Raw genomic sequence first — 18,741 nt, 5'->3', positions numbered from 1 at the left:
GGCAGGTATACAGGTTTTTACTATTTTTAAGCATGCCGGAAACCGTCATTATTTATAACCCATCACTGAAAAGCCGCGCCGGTTACCTGGCGTCGGCACTGTTTACGGTGTGCGTGCTGCTCCTTTGCTTTTACCTGGTATCAATTGTCAAGGGAAGTTTTGTACTTAATTTTGATACAGATAAACAGATCGTCACGATCATCTGCATCCTCTATTTTGTGTTCTCTCTTTTCACCAAACACTTGTCGGACATCAGTTTCGATTACCAGACCAAAACCGTGACGATCAGTGTGCTGCGCGTGCTTAGCGGGTACGCGGACTACGTAATCCCGTTCGACGATTTCTATTATTATGAAGAAAACCGGCGGATCCTGCGCTTTCGAGACCGCATCTTCTTCTACCGTAAAAAGAAAGAATTAGTTGGTGTACCGAAACGGCATTTACCTGCTGACGCACGACACGAACTGGCTACTGCTTTAAGGGAGATAGAAAAACTTTACCCCGATGAAGCCTGATCGTCCAGCTGCAACCTTACGGCAATGCGGGTGCCGTTATCGCCCGTAATACTGAACTCCGCATCCATATCCGAGCTCAATCCCTTCATCAGACTCATCCCGAGAGAATTGCCTGCTGCGCGCTGTTCCGCATCGGGCATACCAATGCCATTATCCGTTACCGTTAGTAACACTTCATTGAGCTTCGGCTGCATTAAGCCGATCACGATTTCGCCGGGCCGCCCGTCCGGAAAGGCATATTTAAAAGCGTTGGTAATCGCTTCATTGAGGATAAGCCCTATCGGCAAGGCTTTGTTGATGTCCAGCACGATGGGCGCAATGTTTAAGGCCATGCGTATGTCCTGCCGCTGGTCGGCATACTCGCGCAACTGGTCGGTAAGCTCCTTGATGTAATGCTGCATATCTACCATGGCCGGGTTATCGGACTGATATAGTTTTTTGTGGATGAGTGAGATGGCGTTAACCCGGTGCTGACTGTTACGGATGGCGGAAATCGCTGTATCGTCCTGCAGGTAATGCGACTGGATATTAAGTAGGCTCATCACCACTTGCAGGTTATTTTTCACGCGGTGATGCACTTCCTTGAGCAGCCATTCTTTTTCGCTGACCAGCTTTTGCAGGGATTCGTTCTTATTGGTGATGAGCGCCTGTTGCTGCCGCAGCTGCTGGTTGTTGCGTTGTTTGAGGATATAGCGGCTGTAGGTGGCGAGCAGCAGCAATACCAGTAATATCGCGGCGATGATCATCAGGTTACGCACACTGCGCGCCTGGCCAAGCAGGGCTTTCTGCATGGCGGCATCTTTGTTCAGCAGGCGGTTGGTCTCCTCCGAATGCCGCAGCGAGTCGCTCCGTTGTTTACTTTCATTACGCAGGTTTAACACGTTCTGTTGTTGTAAACGTTCCTGTTGCAGGGCATTGATCTTCGTTTCCTCCAGCAGCTGCCGGCCCAGTGCCTGCTGGCTGTTCAGCCATACGATCTCCCTCGCATTTTGCGCAAGCAGTTGCTCCTTTTTATCGGTCTCGTAACGAACGTTCAGTTCTTCCATCTGCCGCATTTTCTCTACGTTAAAGAGGCTGTCGCTGAAGTTTTTATGGCGGATATAATGATTGAGGGCGGCCAGGTAATTACGTTGCGCACTGTCGATCTTAAACCGGTAATACTCGGCAGACACCTGGCTGGTAATGGGCACCAGTCCACGCGGGATGCTGTCGGCCCGGTCGAGGTAATATTTCGCCTGATCGTACAACCCGGCATGCCAGGATACCTTCGCCACATTCAGCCACACATCTGCAAACGTCCCCTGGTAGCGTTTATCCAGTCCGGCCATCAGCTTATCGGCCTCCTTCATATGTTGCAGGCTGTTGTTGTAGTCCGACAGCCAGGAGTAATTGACACCCAGCTCCCGGTGGTATTCTACCTTCCGGATCAGGTCTGTAAACGGAACATGTTTAGCGCGATCGAGCAGGTATTCGATAGCACCGGCAGGATTGGAGCGGCGTAGAATCTGTGCATATGAAATTATAAAGAACCAGTCCGTTGACTTTGCCGCAGCACCGCTTGTGCGCATATCCCGCAACAGTTCTTCGTATTCCTTTTCCTTCCCGAAATGCAGCATCACCTCTGCCAGGCGAACGGTGTAGACATTGATATTTGACGGCGTGGCGTCGTACTGCCGGACGTTTTCCAGCGAAGCCCGAGCGTAGTGAAGTGCGCGTGACCCGTTGGCTTTTACAGAGTAAATACGGGCGAGCAGTTCAAACACAAAGGTGCGTTTTTTGATACCCGCATGTAACAGCACTTCTTCCGCTTCCAGCAGCACCGCTTCTGCCCGGTCGATCTTACCCTGCACGTATAAGCCATATCCCAGGTTGAGGTAGGCGTCGGAGAGGTAAGCGGAATGCCCGGTACTTTTGCTGAGTGCGATCACCTTTTCCGCGATATAAAGCCGGTTCGGAAACGATGTGTCCGAGCCATCTTCCCGGCTGGCCAGTACGCCCCAGGCTTCCAGTTCGTTCCTGGGGTTATTCTTCGACCGGTGATAATGGATCATGTTGAGATAGGCCTTTTTCAGTCCCTGCTGATCACCTTTTTTTGCATGGAAGTTACCAATGTAGTATTCCGCTTCATTTGCCACATCGGGCATGTTACTTTCCGCAGCCACCTCCCGCATTAATTTTGCATACCGCATGGCGACATCGATTTCTTGCGGGGTGTTAGCGGGCAAGATGACCGACACGGCGCTACGCAGGTACCACACTTTATATTCCCCACATACATACCGAAACCAGGAGAGCATACGTTCCATATCCAGCGACTCGTAAGCATGCTGCGCCATGATATTGCCCGCCGTTACTTCCCCAAACTTATACCCAATTTTAAGCGACATATCGTATGCCCGTGACACGAGTGTGAACGCCGTATCCAGGTCCGCCTTCAGCTCTCCCCTTTTTACTAGGCAATGATGCCCATACGTCAGCATTTCCCTGATCAGGGTGGTATCTTTCAGCGTGTATACATGGGAGGCCGGCAGGCCCTTCATGAGTTGCGCAGGGCTGTTTTGAGCATTTGTATACAATGCAGGGCAGCACAGTGCCAGAAGCAGCACCACGCGTTTTGCATGCTGTACAAACACTGCAGCCCTGGGGCGCAGGCGGGTAGTAAACGAGGCGACGAGGGTTGTACTCATAAGGCGGCTGGCGTCAGTCGCGTAAAGATAGAAACATCCTGCAGGAAGTTTAATACCTGTCCGCCGACGGCCTTGCCGGTTTTACGGGAAACGATGACAATATTATCGAAAGACCTATTTAAACGTCCACCGCTCCCTTCCTACCTCCACGCCTATCGGCAACTCTCCATTATTATGTGCAGGTGGCGCTACGCCCATCAGGTGCTTCACGAAGAAGTCACGTTTCTTCATGCGGCCATATGGGCCGCCGTCGCTATGGCCCATGCCGGGTACGGCCAGGAAGTCGAAGTCCTTATTGGCCTTGATGAGTGCATCCGCTACGCGGTAGGTAGATTCCGGGGGCACGTTCGTATCGTATTCCCCGACGATCAGCAACAGGTTGCCTTGTAGCCGGGCGGCATTGGTAACGTTGGATTGCGCGTCGTAGTGCGGACCAACAGGGTAACCCATCCATTGCTCGTTCCACCATTGTTTATCGACCCGGTTGTCGTGGCAACCGCAGGCAGATACGCCTGCTTTATAGAACCCGGAGTGGAACAATAGTGCAGATACGGTGTTTTGTCCGCCCGCAGAGGTGCCGTATATCCCTACCCGTTCAGCATCCACGTATGGATACTGCCTGGCAAGCGCCTGTATCCACAGCTGCCTGTCCGGCAGGCCCGCGTCTGCCAGGTTTTGCCAGCACACATCATGAAAGGCTTTGGAACGGTTGGCGGTGCCCATGCCGTCGATCATTACGACGATGAACCCTAATTCCGCGAGGCTTTGCATTTCGCTGTAAGGGGTGAATGTTTTCGGAACGAAGGAGCTGTGCGGACCGGCGTAGATATTTTCCAAAACCGGGTATTTCTTATTCGGATCGTAGTCAGACGGGCGACTGACGATGCCATAAATGTCCGTAACGCCATCCCGGGCCTTCGCCACAAAGGGCTCCGGCGGCTTAGCGCCCGACTGCCTGTACCGCGACACATCCGCTTTTTCCAGCAGCAACACTTCTTTGCCATCGGCTGCCCGTCGCAGCTTCGTTACCGGTGGCACGTTTACCTGTGAATAAGTATCTGTGTAGTACTGCCCACCCGGCGCATACTTCATGTCGTGTGTACCCACTTCCGGCGTTAACGGTAGCAGCCCTTTCCCATCAAAACCGATGCGGTAGTAGTGTACATTGTACGGATCCTCTCCCGCCTGCATGCCGCTGGCCTGGAACCAGATCTGCCGCTTCTTCACGTCTATACTGTCCACACCCCGCACGATCCAATTGCCTTTCGTTACCTGTTGCTCCTTGCCGGTGGTCAGGTCCACCAGGTACAGGTGTTTCCAGCCGTCCTTTTCTGAGCTGCGCAGTAGCAGGTTCGTGCCTCCGGGGTATTCGTTGATCATTGTCGATTCGTAGATGAACGTTTTGGTCTGTTCGTCTACGATCGCTCGTGTCTTGCCGCTCGCAGCATCTACCCCTATCACCCGGAAGCGCTGGTGACCGCGATCCGTCTTTTCGTAGGTAAATTGCGCGGGGGCATCTTTAAGCCAATGCAGTCGCGGCGCATCCAGGAAGTCGATGGGCTCCGCGTCGGTCTTCATCGTTTTACGTTGAGTGATGTCGAAAACGAACATTGTGTACGTCGTGAACGGATCACCAGGTTGCTTGTAGGGTTGCGAACGCAGTTGCCCGCGTGTGGTGTTGGGTACGGCGGTGAGGATGTAGTATACAGAAGAATCCTGTACCGGTTGTATATAGTAGCCGGCCAGGTATTTACTGTCCGGGCTCCAGCTAAGGCGGCCGTAGGGCTTTTGAGGGGTGCCGTCTGTGGTAAACTGTACCGGCGCGCCGCCTTGTGATGAGGCGACAAATACATTCCCGTCTTTGATGAAGGCGGTCCATTTTTTATCGGGAGAGATGCCTGGTTGATTACTTTCCCCTGCCACCGGCGGTTGATCAGGGATAGCCGTCACCTGGCCCTGTTGGTATCGATACCACTTTTTATTCATTTCGAACCTGAGGCCCGCTGCTTCCGGCGACAACGCTGTAATGCCAGGCCGTCCGGACTTAACATTCACACCCGCAGCACGCAACGCCGCTGTTAGCGCATCCATGTCGAACGCTGGTTTCCGCGAGGCGGTCGTTGCATCCACATAAATATATTCTTCGAGGCTATCGGCCAGTATGTTGCAGTACCAGAAGGCTTTGCCGCCCGGCAGCCAATGTGCATCCACCGACGATTTAAATACGGTGTTCTTCGTCGCGCTATCCATCATCGCCGACCGTTTATAACGGGCGATCAGCTCCTGCCGCGAAGGTTGAAAACGTGTAATGGTTTGCGCAGTGGCAGATGTGGCCAGCAGCGCAAGGATGGTAACGATACGAAATGCACTCCCCATAATTCATCTTTAGTAACGAACTAAAATACACACATTGCCTGTTTACAGGTTACCGTGAATTAGCTGATTCTTGACAATCTTTAGCCGGATGATCGCATCCTACGCCATCGGACCGCAACCATTCATTGTCCCTATCATCACATTGTGCTTCTGCGGGCCGCAACCATTCATTGTCCCTATCATCACATCGTGCTTCTGCGGACCGCTATCATTCAATGTCCCGATCATCGCATCGTACTGCTGCGAATCGCTATCATTCAATGTCCCTATCATCGCATCGTACTGCTGCGGACCGCAACCATTCATTGTCCCGATCATCGCATCGTGCTTCTGCGAATCGCTATCATTCAATGTCGTGTAGCTTCAGGCTACCTCTTCGCCCCCTTATCCACCAATTCCCCCTTCACCCACTCCGCCATCTTATCCGTCAGCTTCTTATCCACCTTCCCATACACACACTGAAAACCCCATTTACGTCCGGCATAGGAATAATAGGCGTCGTCCTCCACTACTTTCCAGACCACGAGGGGCAAAGTGCTCATTACATACAGGCAATCCCAGGTGATATAGAACTGTTGCGGCCGGGGCGATATGAGGGCTGCACGGGGATATCCTCCGCCGCTTTTGTCGGGTGGCGTTACGCGGTAATCCGGCCGCAGCTGGCGGATCGGGGTTTCGACCTTAACATCGCCGACGCGCCGCTGCAGGGGTTCGTCGAACAGTCCGCGCCAGAGGTCCTGCAATTCATGTACGTACTGCACATAGCGGATCTTGCCGGTTTTGTCCAGCTCCACGGTCCAGCGCTCGGTGCTGGTAGCTTTTAACCGCACAACCAGGCCGTTAAAAGCCTTCTCCCAGATGGTATTATTCGACCCGAACACCGGCGTAAACTGTAACGAAAACAGTCGCGAACCAGTAACCCGCAGCGGCTCCAGTTCCGCTGCCAGCGAGGGCATCAGGCGAAGATCAGACGCCTGTAGCCGCACAACGCTATTGTTCAGGGCGAAGTAATAGTTTACCCGCACGTCTTCATGCTCTACCATGACCGCAAATTACTAAATTTATTAGCAAACAACACTCATTTATTTAGTATTTTTTTCTGGCATCGCTTATGCTGCTTTATGCGCATGTTATACGAACAACAAGCCAGGCTTGAAATGGAACATTGGCAGTACCGCATGCGTAAACGCCCCTCCTGGATGGAACGTACCACCAAACGGGTGCAGGACCGCATCAATAAACTGATCCCCGAAAAGGTACACCAGGCCATTACGGTCACGATCAAACAAATGGTACGCGGCGTGCTGTTCGGCGCCACTTACACTGCACCTACGCAACAGGAATTTACGTCACTGTTCGAGGTGGAAGAAGCAGTGCGCAAGCGGGTGAATATTTACCGCCACACCGCAGCAGCCGAAGGTGGCATTACCGGGGCGGGCGGTATATTGCTCGGACTCGCAGACTTCCCCATTCTACTGGCGATAAAGTTGAAGTTGTTGTTCGACATCGCCTCGTTTTACGGCTTCGATATCAAAAACTTTAAGGAGCGGTTGTTCATCCTGCACGTATTTCAACTGGCGTTCAGCAGCCAGCAACACAGGCAAAAGGTGTTTGAGCAGATCGTTAACTGGGACCAACGTGCGGCACAACTGCCGGATGATCCGGAATCGTTCGACTGGCTACGCTTTCAGCAGGAATACCGCGATCATATCGACCTGGCCAAGATGGCCCAGCTGGTACCGGTGATCGGTGCGGCGGTGGGTGTGGTGGTCAATTACAGGCTGATCAACAAACTGGGCGAAACGGCGATGAATGCTTACAGGATGCGAAAGCTCGCTCATTAATACACTATGGTATTGGTAAACAGGGCCGAATCGCGCATCGTAAATATAAACTTGCCGAGTATACGCATCTCCATTGTTTTATCATCGCTATCCTGCGTCCATTTAGGCACCCGTACAAAATCGACTTCCATCGAATCGAGGAACAAATAAGTAATGCGCATGTTGGTGTAGCCCATATCGGACATGTCCTGCATAGCGGCGCGGGACTTTTCATTGTACGACTTCAGGATGTGCAGCTCCTGGGGGAAGGCACCGTTCTCTGACCGATATTGTTTAAGTGCCCTCGTAAAGGACGCAGCAGGAAAGGTGAGCGTCTTTTCTTTTTTGCGACCGGTGGGCGCATAACCTATTATAGCATTACCATCGTCATAAGGCGTGGGACGAAAGTTTTTACCGTAAAAACCGCAGCTGCCCAAGCCAACCGAGATTATCAACAGCCAACATCTTTTCATGATCGCAAAAGGGATAAGTAACGTAAATATAGTAAGCACCCGTAAACGGAACTGCCGGCAGCGCGCGAAAATACAATGGCGACGATCGAAATGCCCAAATTAAATGATCGCCTGCAGGTACGCGGCTAACGGAAATTCACCTTACCTTCGTAACATGACTACCGAAAATTTCATCAAACAAACATACGATAAGATAAAGGCTGCGGTAATGGCCTTTTCAGACGAGGACACCGACGATATTTACGTCATCTCTTTTTATAAAAGTAATATCAGCGACGACCTCCGGCTGCCCATGCTTACCGTTGGCTACAATACGGTTACCAACTGGAAACTGAGCGCCCCCGGCGAAGCGCCGTCTTACCAGGAAGAAGCCAAATGGAACTACGCCTTCTGGCTGCAGAACGAAGAACTGAATATCGGCGGTGATGAAGACGACGCGTTTGACGCCTGGGTAAAAACGCTTCCGTTCTACTATTCTGATGAGGAAGAGGAAGCCGATTACGATGAAGCTTTCGAGAAGGGCGTTAAAATACAGGAGACCTTCATGCACATCGTGGTAAGCCTTTCCCGCCGCCTCCATGAAGATGGTGTGATCCGTAAGAAGTTCGGCCGCGATGTACCGGTAATCATCCACGAACTGGAATACTACGACGAACCGGTTGCCTGGACTATGAAAGGTAATCCGGATGGATTGGCAGATGAGTTCGAAGAATGGGTGATGGCGCAATAACCGATAGTTTTTTCGCCTTAAAGCCACTCTAATCAGCATATTTCATTAAAATCCGGGATTTCCCGGATTTTTTGTTTAATATGTGAATACAAACCTACAACATGAGAATTGGCTTTTTGGCGCTGTTGCTGTGTCAGGGTACCCTGGCGCAGGCGCAGCTAAATCCCGACACCGTGCAGCCGGCCAATATTATGGTCAACCAGTCTAAACCGGATACCTTCCGTGTTCCGCCTCCTATCCGCTATTCCCGTCAACAACTGTTCGTTCCCGTGGGGCTGGTCGTTTCCGGCATTCTGACCAATGCAAACGGGGATGATGCGATCAAGATGGAGATCAAAGAGATGCGTAACGTGAATATGCGCGACTTCAGTACCAAGATCGATAACTACCTGCAATACTCCCCCGTAGTGATTGCGTACGGACTGGACGCATTAGGCGTGAAGTCCCGCAACCCGGTAATCGAGCGCAGCCTGATACTCGCTAAAGGCGCGGTATTGAACTACGTTACCGTAAATGCGCTGAAACGGGTAACCCGCCAATTGCGGCCGGATGAAACCACTTACAATTCCTGGCCTTCGGGGCATACGGCCAACGCATTTGCCGCGGCGACTTTTCTAAGTGAAGAATATAAGCATCGCTTTAAGTGGATGCCATACGCTGCTTACGGCCTGGCCTCTACGGTGGGAGCGTTACGCATTGCCAACAACCGTCACTACATCAGCGATGTACTGGCCGGCGCGGGCTTCGGATATCTGTCTATGAAAGTAGCTTACTGGACGCACCAATACCGGTGGAGCAAGAAACATCGCAAATCCTATCCCGTATTCTGAGATTGCTTTACTCCTTTTCATAAAATTTGATATTTTAGCGCAGCTGAGGACAAAACCAACGATACACCAGTCCTGAACCTAAACACAAAAACGCTCCTCATGAAGCCTGCAAAAAATGGCCTGCTCGTCTTATCTGCCTTCCTTCTTCTTTCTGCCTGTAAGGATCCGAATCAATTAAAAGTATTGCTGGGGCATGGCATCAGTCTCAGTAAATTCCGGATCGAACTACAAACGCAGGATACGTTGCTGCGCAAAGTAAGCTTCAGGCGTGATTCCGTCGCCGTTATACCGGACGCTCCGGGGCGTAACGAGTGGCGCTTCTTTTACCGGGACAGCATTACAGCCAGCTTCCCGCACATTAAAACGAACGGCGGTGATCGCCATGAGTACAATTTCCTGGTATATGAAAAAGATAGCCTGATGATGGCGGATATCGCTATCCGTGGCGCTTCGCCGTTGGATACAACGATTGTGTTCCAACAGGTGCAGCGATAACGCTATGGCTCGTTCACCAGGTCCTGGAAGCGCTTATCCGTAAATGTTTCTGAGTAGATAATCAGCAGCTCGTTACCGAGACGCTTCGGCACAAACCGTGTGCGTACCGGCAGGCGGAAGGCGGTGCGTTTCGAAGCTGTGATGGCACCCATGGCCATTTCCAGCTCACGTGGGGTATTAAATTCCAGACTCACCATCGCCAGGTGAAAACGGCGGTCTTCACATTCATAAAACCGCACCGACTTCGCCCCGGCAAAATACTCGGTGCGGAAGTCGCGGTCCAGGAAGGTGGTGCGACCTTTCGCCTGCTTGTCATTCTCGTGCACCTTCGCATCCTGGCAAAGTGCGCCGGGAAGCAGCTGCTGGTATTGATCCAACAGCAGGTGTTTAGGTGCTGGTTGTTGTAATACTGCTCCCGACAGGAGCAGCCATAACAGGTACTTCATGTTATTCCGGTTATCAGTTAACGCTGATCTTGATCACTACTTTCTTCACCGCTGCAGGCGCGTCGATGCGGAGGTTCGGCATATGCAGGTCACTGGGGAAAAAAATTGCGAAATGGTCTTTTTCCAGCTTGCTGAAGAAAGATGGCTTCTCTGCAAACAACATATAATCAGCTTCCGGATCATATGCTTTCGAAGGTTCCTTTTGTTGCAGGAAGTCGTGCCCGATGAGTTCTGCACCGCTTACGATGTATTGCACGTCGATGTATTTCTTATGCGCTTCCATCTGTTCTGCAGACGCATCTACCGTATCATATTCATTGACGATCGCGAAGATGTTTTGTCCGTCTATTTCGTACTTGCCTTTGGGCAGTGCATTAAAATCTGTTTTAACAAGATATTCGAACGCCTTTACAAACTTATCGCCGAGGCCGAAGTAAAGGTGCGCATTCTGAAGCGTGTCTAGGATCATAACCTGGTTATCGGTTTAGGGTGGAAAGATAGGAAAATGCCCCATAACATTTCCTTAATGATTCCTTAACGCGATCAACTGGGTAAAAAGTCCCGTTTTTGCGACTTATAGAATAAACACCACATCATGCAGAACGGAACACCGATTTACGAAGAGATTATCGCCCGCTTTCAACAGGTACTGAGGCAAGTGCAACGCCAGCTGAAGGAACTGAAACGCGGCGACTTGCGCCTGTTTAAGGCCAGGGGAAGGCATATCGGGCTGGTGAACACATATGCCGATTGTATACAGCTGGTGGTGTTCCCTCCCACCCGGAAGTTTGCCCGCAACATGGTGTACGACTATCGTACCGATGAACCCATCAACTGGCACCAGATAGAACTGATCGTCAGAGCCAATTACCAGACGATGTAAAAATAAACGGGGGCGCGGGTTTCAAAAGATGGGAGCATAGGTGAGCGAACTATATATACAAAAAGGGGCCTCTCCGATCAGAGACGCCCTTCACTATAATAAGTTGTAATTATTGCACTTCTATCTCTAAAACCGCTTCGCCCTCGTAGCTTTCAAGATCGTTTTCGCCGTCGGGTTGTTTTACTTCGTAGAAGCGTACCGATGAAGATGCGAAGAGCGCCATATGATCGCTTTCGAAATTGGTTTCGTTGAAGAAGACCAATACCTTAAATATCTTACCGGGAAACTCTTCCTTCAATTTATTGGCAATACGATTGGCACATTCCAGGGTGCGCCGAAGATAGTCCAGCTCATCGTCTTCTTCCGGCGAATCGGTGGTGAACTTGTTATTCGTGTATTCAAAATCCATCCGCTCCTGGTCATCATTGAACACGGGGAGCGTAGTTTGTTCGTTGAGCGCAGTAAGCAGGATCGTGTTATCATGCTGCGAAAATCCCTTATCGAGCACACTGGCTATGGCTTCCGGCAGCTCGTAAGGCGTGGTGCGGAAGTCGTAATTGAGCGTACGGAGGTACTCCTCCATGATATTATTGCTGCGGATGATCATAGTTCGTAAATGTAGCGAAAAAAGATGGTTTAGGCAGACGCATCCGGAAATGACTTTTACTTTTATCCAAGTTTCTTATCTTTCCACAGATGGGATTACTAAAAGATATTTACAATACTTCGTTTTATAAAGAGCTGGCTTCCTGCCTCCACACTGCTGTTCCGGGCTTTAATAAAGCGCGGTTCCTCAGGGACGTTGATGTACCTGCGTTGTACGATATGGAGCTAAAAGCGCGAATGCGCCATACCACACAGGTACTGCACGCACACCTTTCGCAGGACTACCCCACTGCACTGCAACAAATATCGGCCCTGCTGGTGGAACTGCGCAGGCGTAAGTTCGGGGAGTACGCACTGGTGTTCATGTTCCTGCCGGACTATATCGAATGTTACGGCCTGCAGCACTACGGCCCTTCTGTTAAAGCATTGGAGGAAGTAACGCAGTTCATCTCCTGTGAATTTGCCGTACGCCCGTTCCTGTTACAGTATGGTGATAAAATGCTGAAACAGATGGAACGTTGGTCAAAACACAAAAGTCCGCACGTAAGGCGACTATCCAGCGAAGGCGCACGCCCTCGTTTGCCCTGGGCCATAGCAGTACCGATGCTGAAGAAAGACCCCGCGCTCGTACTGCCCATCCTCGAAAATCTGAAGCAGGACCCCGACCCATCGGTGCGTAAAAGTGTGGCCAACAACCTGAACGACATATCCAAAGAACATCCGGCCCTCGTGCTGGACGTGGCCGTTCGGTGGAAAGGCCTGGGTCCGGAAACAGATGCGATCATCAAACACGGTTGCCGTACGATGCTGAAACGCGGCGACGCGGCCATCTTTAGCCATTATGCACTGGACAGCAGCTTTCTCGGTTTCAGTGCTTTTAAAATACATACGAAAACAGTACAGTCTGGCGATTACCTGGAGTTCAGTTTTACGGTGAAGAATAATGATGCGGTCTTGCAGAAGGTGCGGCTGGAGTATGCGATCTACTACCGCATGCAGCGCGATCAGTTTACACGTAAAGTATTTAAGATCAGCGAACGCGATATGCTGCCTGGCGAAAGCCAGAACATCCGGCGCAGGCAATCGTTCAAACCGATCACAACGCGGCGGTATTACGAGGGCAGCCACCAGGTGGCGGTGATCCTGAACGGAACAGAGCAAACGCCGGGAAACTTCGTGCTACGGCTGACTTAGCTATCGATCTCTGCCTTAATTATCAGTCCTGCTGAATTTATTTTTTCCCTATATTAGTGCCGGAACCTGAAGAAAACCATAAACATCAGCATGGCCCAAAAATTTACGTGTGTACTGATTGACGATGATGCGGACGACCAGGAGATTTTTTTATATGCGCTCAAACAGATTGGAGAAAATATAGAGTGCCTGGTGTTCGATAATGGTAAGGAGGCGATCGCAAACCTCGGCGATCGCGCGATATTGCCTGACTATATATTCCTGGACCTGAACATGCCGAGTATGGACGGTCGGCAATGCCTGCGGGCGATCAAACAACTCCCACACCTGGACGAAACACCTGTGATCATATATTCCACTTCCTCGGCCCCGCGTGATAAACAGGAAACTGCGCAAATGGGCGCGAGAGGTTATGTAGAGAAACAGCCCAGCCTGTCCCTGCTGGTAGCAAAGCTCGAGAACTATTTTAAACACGACCAAGATGGACACTTACAGCCTGGACTTCATCAAAACACTCATTAGCAACGAACGCCATTCCGGCGCTTCGGCAGGCATGTACATCAAGTTATTACACAGTTTACCGTTAGCCGTATTTGCCTGTGACCGGGATGGTTTCCTGCAGATGTACAATAACGCCGCTGTGACACTCTGGGGGCGGGAACCGAAAATCGGCGAAGAAAAATGGTGCGGTTCATTTAAAATATTTCATACAGACGGGCGGCCGATGCCTTTCGAGGAAAGTCCGCTCGGCATTGCCATGCGCGGAGGGAAAGTGATGCAGGGTTCAGAACTGCTGATTGAACGGCCCGACGGTAGCCGCCGCGTCGTTACCACTAACCCGATGCCGATATTCGACGATAACGACGAACTGGTAGGTGGCGTAAACATTCTCATTGATGTAACCGATCAGAAACAGGCGGCGCAAAAAGCATTTCACCTGGCGGCGATCGTTACTTCTTCTGAAGATGCGATCGCCAGTAAAACATTGGAAGGCATCGTGACCAGCTGGAACGAATCGGCGGAACGCATGTTCGGCTGGGCCGCTTCGGAAATCATCGGCAAATCAATATTGACACTGGTACCGCAGGACAGGCATATGGAAGAACCGCTGATCCTGCAACGCATTCGTAACGGTGAGAGACTTAGTTATTTTGAAACGAAAAGGCTGACGAAGAGCGGGCAGCTGATCGATGTATCACTCACCATCTCCCCTATTAAAAATGAACGCGGCGAGGTAATCGGCGCGTCTAAGATAGTGCGGAACATCACCGAAGAAAAGAAGGTACAGCGTAAGCTGCAGGAAGAGGAAGAACGCTTTAGAATGGCCGTGGCCGCTACAAAGCTGGGCACCTGGGATTATTACGTACCTGCGAACGAATTCTCGCTCAGCCACGAAAGCCTGGCGATCTGCGGCATTGAAGAAACCGATAACATCTATTTAGAATTATTACTTGATCACGTTAGTACAGAAGATGTAAACGCCCTGGTAACGGCTGCCAGCGAGTCGTTCAAGCCCAATAGTAACGGACATTTCGACATCCCCTTCCGCTTTTTCCGGTTGAATGATAACGGACAAAGATGGCTGCGTATGCAGGGAACGGTGTTCTTCGATCAACTGGGGCATGCGGAAAGTGTGGTTGGCACCCTGCTGGATATTACTGAGGAAATGCAGGCGCGGGAAACGCTGGAAGAACTGGTACGTGAAAGAACAGCCGAACTGCAACTCATCAACGAACAACTGCAACGCTCCAACCGCGAACTGGAGCAATTTGCCTATATCACCAGCCACGACTTACAGGAGCCACTGCGTAAGATCCAGACCTTCTCTGATTTGATCAGCGACTGTCCGGACGATAAGCAACTGCGCGATAAATTTCTCCCGAAAATCAACAAGGCAGCTGCGCATATGTCGGAACTCATCCGCCAGGTTTTAAACTTCTCCCGCCTGTCGAACGACCTGCAATTGCCGGCCAGCGTGGATTTAAATCTCGTTGTGAGAGAAGTATTCGCCGAATTTGACCTGTTGGTAGAAGAAAAGCATGCGTACCTGCGATGTGCGGAGCTGCCTGTGATCAGGGGTATTCATCATCAATTGGTACAACTGTTCCGCAATCTCGTTGGCAACTCGCTGAAGTTCTGCACCACGGCACCAAAAATCGCGATCGATTATGATGTGGTGAACAAGGCAGACCTGCCCGTGGAAGCGCCTGCAGGCAACCCAGCAAAAACCTTTGCCCGCATTGTGCTGCGCGATAACGGCATTGGGTTCGAGCAACAGTATGCGGATAAGATATTCCTGATATTTAAGCGGCTAAATAACAAAGACCAGTACGCCGGTACAGGCGTTGGACTGGCCTTATGTAAAAAGATCGTAGAAAACCATGGGGGGCTTATCATGGCCGAAAGTAAACATGGAGAGGGCGCGGCATTTAACATTTACCTGCCTTTATAAACTACAAATTACTTATTCATGTTGGACCTTAACTTATGCTCCCAGTCGGCAATTGCCTGGCGGGGTGTTGCGCCGAAGCCTAAAATGCCATTATCGGCATCTGCACCAAGTAAACAATAGTAAAGGTTGCCCTGACGGTATAAAACGGGTTCAAAACTTCTCACTGCCGGAATCATATCTTCTGGTCTGAAGTCGAAAGGTATTTTCTGGTTATGGTCACTCATCGTCTGCATCATTTTTCTGTATTTTATTCAATTTTACGCAATTAGTTGCAAGAAATATGCCGTTTGAGATTTATTAATCATAAGTTCATTTTCCGGCTATTATGGCAGTCTATCGTTTTTAAAAATGGAAGCCCCGGTAAACACCGGGGCTTATCAACCTAAAGAAAATTTTAACTAGTAAATGATGTAATCCTAAAAGTACCCTTAATCTCTACGCTAACCTGTTAACAGAAATTAAACGCAAAAGCCCCGGTAGACACCGGGGCTCTGTTTATCAACCTAAATAGCTTAACCCTGGTATTTACCTTTACCCGAAGGTTTAGTAATCAATATTTTACGCGTAAACAACACACCCGATTGATCGCTCACCGCAAACAAGTATAAACCCGTGTGCAGTGCTGAAACGTCAATCGGTGCATTTTTACCAGACACCCGGGCTGTGAGGGATCTTTGCCCGCTGAGCGCGTAGGCCTCTACCGTGTAAACCGTACGATCGTTCGGACCGTTGAAATACAACGTGCCGGAGGCAGGGTTAGGCCACAGCGCCGTCAGATATTCGTGCGCCTGGTTCCACGGTTTGGAAGGCAGTGGCCTGGGACGGCAGTTTTCGGGGTAGGTGAACGGATAGTCGATGCGGGCTTGTTTGAACTGCATCTCATATTCATCGTTCCAGCCGAAAGCCGTATCTGCCTGCGCTTTCAGGTTATAACCAGCGGCGCCGCTCCAGAAATGCACAAACTCACCCATGTTCATGCGGCGGGTATATACACCATTATGCTGCGGGAAATAGTCTGCCAGCAGTTCGAAATAGCGGTTCAGCGTTACGCTGCTGTCACCGCGGGTATACAGCGGGTAGAACCAGTCGCGGAACCAATAAGTACCAGGTCGTGGGAACACATCCGAATGCGTTTGCATCTGGTCATACACCGCTTTGGCATCTTCTGCCCAGCCGATGTTTTTGTATACGTCGTAGTTGAAAATTTCACACCACTTGCTATCACCCCAGATGGAGAAGGCCGGCGATTCGCGCACATCTTTAGAGTTACCCTCCACGATATGCCCGATCTCATGCACCGGCGCACCAATGTTCCAATCGTTGCGGAACGACCATTCCCCACCCAGGTCGATCACATTACGGTAGTCGTGGTTGGAGTCACATACTGCAGCAGCGTGGCCACCGTGGTACTTATCCTCATGCAACACTACATACAGTTTAGGATCGCAGAACGTGCCGTACGTTTTTTTGATGTACTTCCAGGCGGCGGTAAACTCCGTAAACATCCAGGTAGTGTTGGCGGGCACGTCGTTGTCGAAATAAAAAGCGACGTCTTTGTTATTGTGCACCCGCTTCAGCAGCTGGCGATGCTCGAGCCAATGTTCCTGCCAGTAAAGGGGCGACTCGTCGGGCGTAGTGGTCGCGCTTACATAGGTGTATGCCGAGCGCCCATTACGGTTGATGGCGCTTAAGCGGTAGTAATACTTCGTTTGCGGCGTCAGGTTGCGGGAGTAGAACAAGGTCGTACCGGGATTGAGATTATCGACCGTGTTCCAGCGGATGCTGTCTTTCGAACGTTCGAGGCGATAGCTGGTTTCGTCGTTGGCATCGTCGTTCCAGGCTAACACCACCTGGTAAGGAGATACGCCTTGTGCATGAAAGTTGCCTGCCGTTACCGGTTTGTCTTTGCTAAGCGAGCCTTCACCTTTACCCAGTATTTCCAGTTCGGAAAGATTGATGCCCCAGGAATTATTGGCGAGCTGGAAGCGGTAGTATTGGTAGTTTGATTTGTTCGCGAAAGCGTACACCCTGCGGGTACCACGCTCGAACTGTTGCTTGTGCTGCGTGTTTAAGACCGTCCAGTTGAGCGAGTCGTTGGAGGCTTCGAGCGTCCAGTCGCTGGGGTCGTATTCAGCAGATTCGTTGCTTACGGTGAAGGCATATTGTGTCACGACTGCGCCGCCTGGCAGGTAGTAGAGCAGCCAGGAAGGGCTGTTCCACATATGCAGGAAACTGTTCGGTGTATTGTCGGTCAGTTTAGATAAACCCTCCGGCCCACTGTAGGCGTAACGGGCAGTGAGGCGGCCTTCTTTGAAGTCGGTAATATCATCCAAAGACGGACCTTTTTCGGTGCGAATGATCGCCGCCGGGGACGCTTTGCCTGCACCTTCGGTGGTGATGGCGCGTACGCGGTAAGCATATTGCTGATCAGTGGCGAGATTGCTGTCGATATAACTTTTAGCGTTCGGTGGCAGCAGCGCTGCGATGTGATAATTGCGGCCATCGGTAGATCGCTCCACCGAATAACCGGTTTCATTCGTTGCATTGTCTTTCCAGCCGATTTTCACCCGTTGACCAGGAACGAGCGTAGCCGTTAAGGATGCGGGTATCGCGGTTTTCACTGGCGACAGCAGTTCCCATTCGCCCAGGTGAATATATCGTCCCTCACGGGTTGCAAAGGCGATGAGGCGGTATTGTTTATAAGTGCCGGGTGTAGCGATCGTAAACAACTGGCGTTCCAGGCGCGCGTTGAAAAACTGACCAAAGCGCTGATCGAGGGAAGTCCAGTTCACCCCGTCATTGCTCCCATCCAGCACCCAGTTCATCGGGTCGCGATCCGGATTATCTGCGGCACTGGTCACCGCGTATTGCGTCACCAGGGAAGGGAAGTTCGCCTCGTATACCACCGTAAACGCTCCCGACTCATACTGGTATTTGGTACCGGGGTAGTTGTCGATCAGTTTAGGGAAATTTTCGTTGCTGTTCCAGTTGATGTGGGGCGACGTAATTACGCCCCCGTCTTCCGTAATATCTGTTTGTGAAAATGCCGGCGCGGCAAGGCATAGCGCGCCCGCACAGAGGCAGAGCCTTTGTAGCAATTGATGCATGTTGGTTGATTTATTTAAATAATGAGTGTTCTAGATCGAAATAAGGGTTTTGGATTCAGATGTTGGTTTATCAATCGCACTACCCAAATAAAGGGGCAGGCGGTAATAATCTTAGCGTTTGCAA

General features: G+C 50.9%; 19 protein-coding genes. 9 read left to right on the top strand and 10 right to left on the bottom strand.

Annotation, left to right across the window (positions count from 1 at the left end):
• The first annotated feature begins 32 nt into the window (after positions 1-32).
• Complete coding sequence (locus tag MKQ68_RS05530; protein ID WP_264282424.1) at positions 33-515, top strand: hypothetical protein; 483 nt, start codon at positions 33-35, stop codon at positions 513-515.
• Here MKQ68_RS05530 and MKQ68_RS05525 read toward each other — a convergent pair.
• From MKQ68_RS05525 to MKQ68_RS05510, 4 genes are all read right to left on the bottom strand, one after another.
• On the bottom strand, positions 497-3,202 hold the full coding sequence (locus MKQ68_RS05525) for a tetratricopeptide repeat-containing sensor histidine kinase (RefSeq protein ID WP_264282423.1): 2,706 nt from the start codon (positions 3,200-3,202) through the stop codon (positions 497-499). The two genes, MKQ68_RS05530 and MKQ68_RS05525, sit on opposite strands and share 19 nt — an antisense overlap.
• 114 nt (positions 3,203-3,316) lie before the next feature.
• The gene (locus MKQ68_RS05520) at positions 3,317-5,578 is read right to left on the bottom strand and encodes a S9 family peptidase (RefSeq protein ID WP_264282422.1); all 2,262 of its coding nucleotides are present in this window, start codon (positions 5,576-5,578) and stop codon (positions 3,317-3,319) included.
• A 99-nt stretch (positions 5,579-5,677) separates the two neighbouring features.
• Entirely contained in the window at positions 5,678-5,896 is a 219-nt protein-coding gene (locus MKQ68_RS05515) for a hypothetical protein (RefSeq protein ID WP_264282421.1), read from the bottom strand.
• Between the two features lie 50 nt (positions 5,897-5,946).
• The gene (locus tag MKQ68_RS05510) at positions 5,947-6,621 is read right to left on the bottom strand and encodes a hypothetical protein (RefSeq protein ID WP_264282420.1); all 675 of its coding nucleotides are present in this window, start codon (positions 6,619-6,621) and stop codon (positions 5,947-5,949) included.
• A 78-nt stretch (positions 6,622-6,699) separates the two neighbouring features.
• Here MKQ68_RS05510 and MKQ68_RS05505 point away from each other — a divergent pair, with 78 nt between their 5' ends.
• Complete coding sequence (locus MKQ68_RS05505; protein ID WP_264282419.1) at positions 6,700-7,422, top strand: EcsC family protein; 723 nt, start codon at positions 6,700-6,702, stop codon at positions 7,420-7,422.
• Here MKQ68_RS05505 and MKQ68_RS05500 read toward each other — a convergent pair.
• A complete protein-coding gene (locus MKQ68_RS05500; RefSeq protein ID WP_264282418.1) occupies positions 7,419-7,874 on the bottom strand; it encodes a hypothetical protein in 456 nt (151 codons plus the stop codon). The genes MKQ68_RS05505 and MKQ68_RS05500 overlap by 4 nt on opposite strands.
• 154 nt (positions 7,875-8,028) lie before the next feature.
• Between MKQ68_RS05500 and MKQ68_RS05495 the strand changes: the two genes are divergently transcribed.
• The 3 genes from MKQ68_RS05495 (at position 8,029) to MKQ68_RS05485 (ending at position 9,929) form a co-directional block, all read left to right on the top strand.
• Positions 8,029-8,604 (top strand): hypothetical protein, encoded by a 576-nt coding sequence (locus MKQ68_RS05495; protein ID WP_264282417.1) that lies wholly within the window; start codon positions 8,029-8,031, stop codon positions 8,602-8,604.
• A 101-nt stretch (positions 8,605-8,705) separates the two neighbouring features.
• Complete coding sequence (locus tag MKQ68_RS05490) at positions 8,706-9,434, top strand: phosphatase PAP2 family protein (RefSeq protein ID WP_264282416.1); 729 nt, start codon at positions 8,706-8,708, stop codon at positions 9,432-9,434.
• 99 nt (positions 9,435-9,533) lie between these two features.
• On the top strand, positions 9,534-9,929 hold the full coding sequence (locus tag MKQ68_RS05485; protein ID WP_264282415.1) for a hypothetical protein: 396 nt from the start codon (positions 9,534-9,536) through the stop codon (positions 9,927-9,929).
• A 2-nt stretch (positions 9,930-9,931) separates the two neighbouring features.
• Here MKQ68_RS05485 and MKQ68_RS05480 read toward each other — a convergent pair whose 3' ends face one another.
• The gene (locus MKQ68_RS05480; RefSeq protein WP_264282414.1) at positions 9,932-10,375 is read right to left on the bottom strand and encodes a hypothetical protein; all 444 of its coding nucleotides are present in this window, start codon (positions 10,373-10,375) and stop codon (positions 9,932-9,934) included.
• 13 nt (positions 10,376-10,388) lie between these two features.
• Positions 10,389-10,844, bottom strand: coding sequence for a NanQ anomerase/TabA/YiaL family protein (locus MKQ68_RS05475; protein ID WP_264282413.1), 456 nt, complete (start codon positions 10,842-10,844; stop codon positions 10,389-10,391).
• A gap of 126 nt (positions 10,845-10,970) precedes the next feature.
• Here MKQ68_RS05475 and MKQ68_RS05470 point away from each other — a divergent pair, with 126 nt between their 5' ends.
• Entirely contained in the window at positions 10,971-11,258 is a 288-nt protein-coding gene (locus tag MKQ68_RS05470; RefSeq protein ID WP_264282412.1) for a hypothetical protein, read from the top strand.
• Between the two features lie 109 nt (positions 11,259-11,367).
• Here the strand turns inward: MKQ68_RS05470 and MKQ68_RS05465 are convergent, their stop codons facing one another.
• Positions 11,368-11,865 carry a PM0498 family protein gene (locus tag MKQ68_RS05465; RefSeq protein WP_264282411.1) on the bottom strand — a complete coding sequence of 166 codons (498 nt, stop codon included), beginning with the start codon at positions 11,863-11,865 and terminating at the stop codon, positions 11,368-11,370.
• An 89-nt stretch (positions 11,866-11,954) separates the two neighbouring features.
• On the opposite strand from MKQ68_RS05465, the gene MKQ68_RS05460 reads away from it, so the two are divergent.
• The 3 genes from MKQ68_RS05460 (at position 11,955) to MKQ68_RS05450 (ending at position 15,510) form a co-directional block, all read left to right on the top strand.
• Positions 11,955-13,058, top strand: coding sequence for a DNA alkylation repair protein (locus tag MKQ68_RS05460; RefSeq protein ID WP_264282410.1), 1,104 nt, complete (start codon positions 11,955-11,957; stop codon positions 13,056-13,058).
• 90 nt (positions 13,059-13,148) lie between these two features.
• Complete coding sequence (locus MKQ68_RS05455) at positions 13,149-13,580, top strand: response regulator (RefSeq protein ID WP_264282409.1); 432 nt, start codon at positions 13,149-13,151, stop codon at positions 13,578-13,580.
• Positions 13,540-15,510, top strand: coding sequence for a PAS domain-containing sensor histidine kinase (locus MKQ68_RS05450; protein WP_264282408.1), 1,971 nt, complete (start codon positions 13,540-13,542; stop codon positions 15,508-15,510). The genes MKQ68_RS05455 and MKQ68_RS05450 overlap by 41 nt, the downstream gene beginning before the upstream one ends.
• An 8-nt stretch (positions 15,511-15,518) precedes the next feature.
• On the opposite strand, the gene MKQ68_RS05445 is transcribed toward MKQ68_RS05450, so the two are convergent.
• Both MKQ68_RS05445 and MKQ68_RS05440 read right to left on the bottom strand, forming a co-directional pair.
• Complete coding sequence (locus tag MKQ68_RS05445; RefSeq protein ID WP_264282406.1) at positions 15,519-15,746, bottom strand: hypothetical protein; 228 nt, start codon at positions 15,744-15,746, stop codon at positions 15,519-15,521.
• A 276-nt stretch (positions 15,747-16,022) separates the two neighbouring features.
• The gene (locus MKQ68_RS05440) at positions 16,023-18,617 is read right to left on the bottom strand and encodes a fibronectin type III domain-containing protein (RefSeq protein WP_264282405.1); all 2,595 of its coding nucleotides are present in this window, start codon (positions 18,615-18,617) and stop codon (positions 16,023-16,025) included.
• Positions 18,618-18,741 lie beyond the last annotated feature (124 nt).

Origin of the sequence: Chitinophaga horti, from assembly GCF_022867795.2 — a bacterium.
Classification (GTDB): domain Bacteria; phylum Bacteroidota; class Bacteroidia; order Chitinophagales; family Chitinophagaceae; genus Chitinophaga; species Chitinophaga horti.
This window is presented reverse-complemented; position numbering and strand designations above follow the sequence as displayed.

Coding starts and splice junctions, on each gene's coding strand:
- MKQ68_RS05530 (WP_264282424.1), top strand. CDS start 33: ATGCCGGAAACCGTCATTATTTATAACCCATCACTGAAAAGCCGCGCC.
- MKQ68_RS05525 (WP_264282423.1), bottom strand. CDS start 3,202: ATGAGTACAACCCTCGTCGCCTCGTTTACTACCCGCCTGCGCCCCAGG.
- MKQ68_RS05520 (WP_264282422.1), bottom strand. CDS start 5,578: ATGGGGAGTGCATTTCGTATCGTTACCATCCTTGCGCTGCTGGCCACA.
- MKQ68_RS05515 (WP_264282421.1), bottom strand. CDS start 5,896: ATGATCGGGACAATGAATGGTTGCGGTCCGCAGCAGTACGATGCGATG.
- MKQ68_RS05510 (WP_264282420.1), bottom strand. CDS start 6,621: ATGGTAGAGCATGAAGACGTGCGGGTAAACTATTACTTCGCCCTGAAC.
- MKQ68_RS05505 (WP_264282419.1), top strand. CDS start 6,700: ATGCGCATGTTATACGAACAACAAGCCAGGCTTGAAATGGAACATTGG.
- MKQ68_RS05500 (WP_264282418.1), bottom strand. CDS start 7,874: ATGAAAAGATGTTGGCTGTTGATAATCTCGGTTGGCTTGGGCAGCTGC.
- MKQ68_RS05495 (WP_264282417.1), top strand. CDS start 8,029: ATGACTACCGAAAATTTCATCAAACAAACATACGATAAGATAAAGGCT.
- MKQ68_RS05490 (WP_264282416.1), top strand. CDS start 8,706: ATGAGAATTGGCTTTTTGGCGCTGTTGCTGTGTCAGGGTACCCTGGCG.
- MKQ68_RS05485 (WP_264282415.1), top strand. CDS start 9,534: ATGAAGCCTGCAAAAAATGGCCTGCTCGTCTTATCTGCCTTCCTTCTT.
- MKQ68_RS05480 (WP_264282414.1), bottom strand. CDS start 10,375: ATGAAGTACCTGTTATGGCTGCTCCTGTCGGGAGCAGTATTACAACAA.
- MKQ68_RS05475 (WP_264282413.1), bottom strand. CDS start 10,844: ATGATCCTAGACACGCTTCAGAATGCGCACCTTTACTTCGGCCTCGGC.
- MKQ68_RS05470 (WP_264282412.1), top strand. CDS start 10,971: ATGCAGAACGGAACACCGATTTACGAAGAGATTATCGCCCGCTTTCAA.
- MKQ68_RS05465 (WP_264282411.1), bottom strand. CDS start 11,865: ATGATCATCCGCAGCAATAATATCATGGAGGAGTACCTCCGTACGCTC.
- MKQ68_RS05460 (WP_264282410.1), top strand. CDS start 11,955: ATGGGATTACTAAAAGATATTTACAATACTTCGTTTTATAAAGAGCTG.
- MKQ68_RS05455 (WP_264282409.1), top strand. CDS start 13,149: ATGGCCCAAAAATTTACGTGTGTACTGATTGACGATGATGCGGACGAC.
- MKQ68_RS05450 (WP_264282408.1), top strand. CDS start 13,540: ATGGACACTTACAGCCTGGACTTCATCAAAACACTCATTAGCAACGAA.
- MKQ68_RS05445 (WP_264282406.1), bottom strand. CDS start 15,746: ATGATGCAGACGATGAGTGACCATAACCAGAAAATACCTTTCGACTTC.
- MKQ68_RS05440 (WP_264282405.1), bottom strand. CDS start 18,617: ATGCATCAATTGCTACAAAGGCTCTGCCTCTGTGCGGGCGCGCTATGC.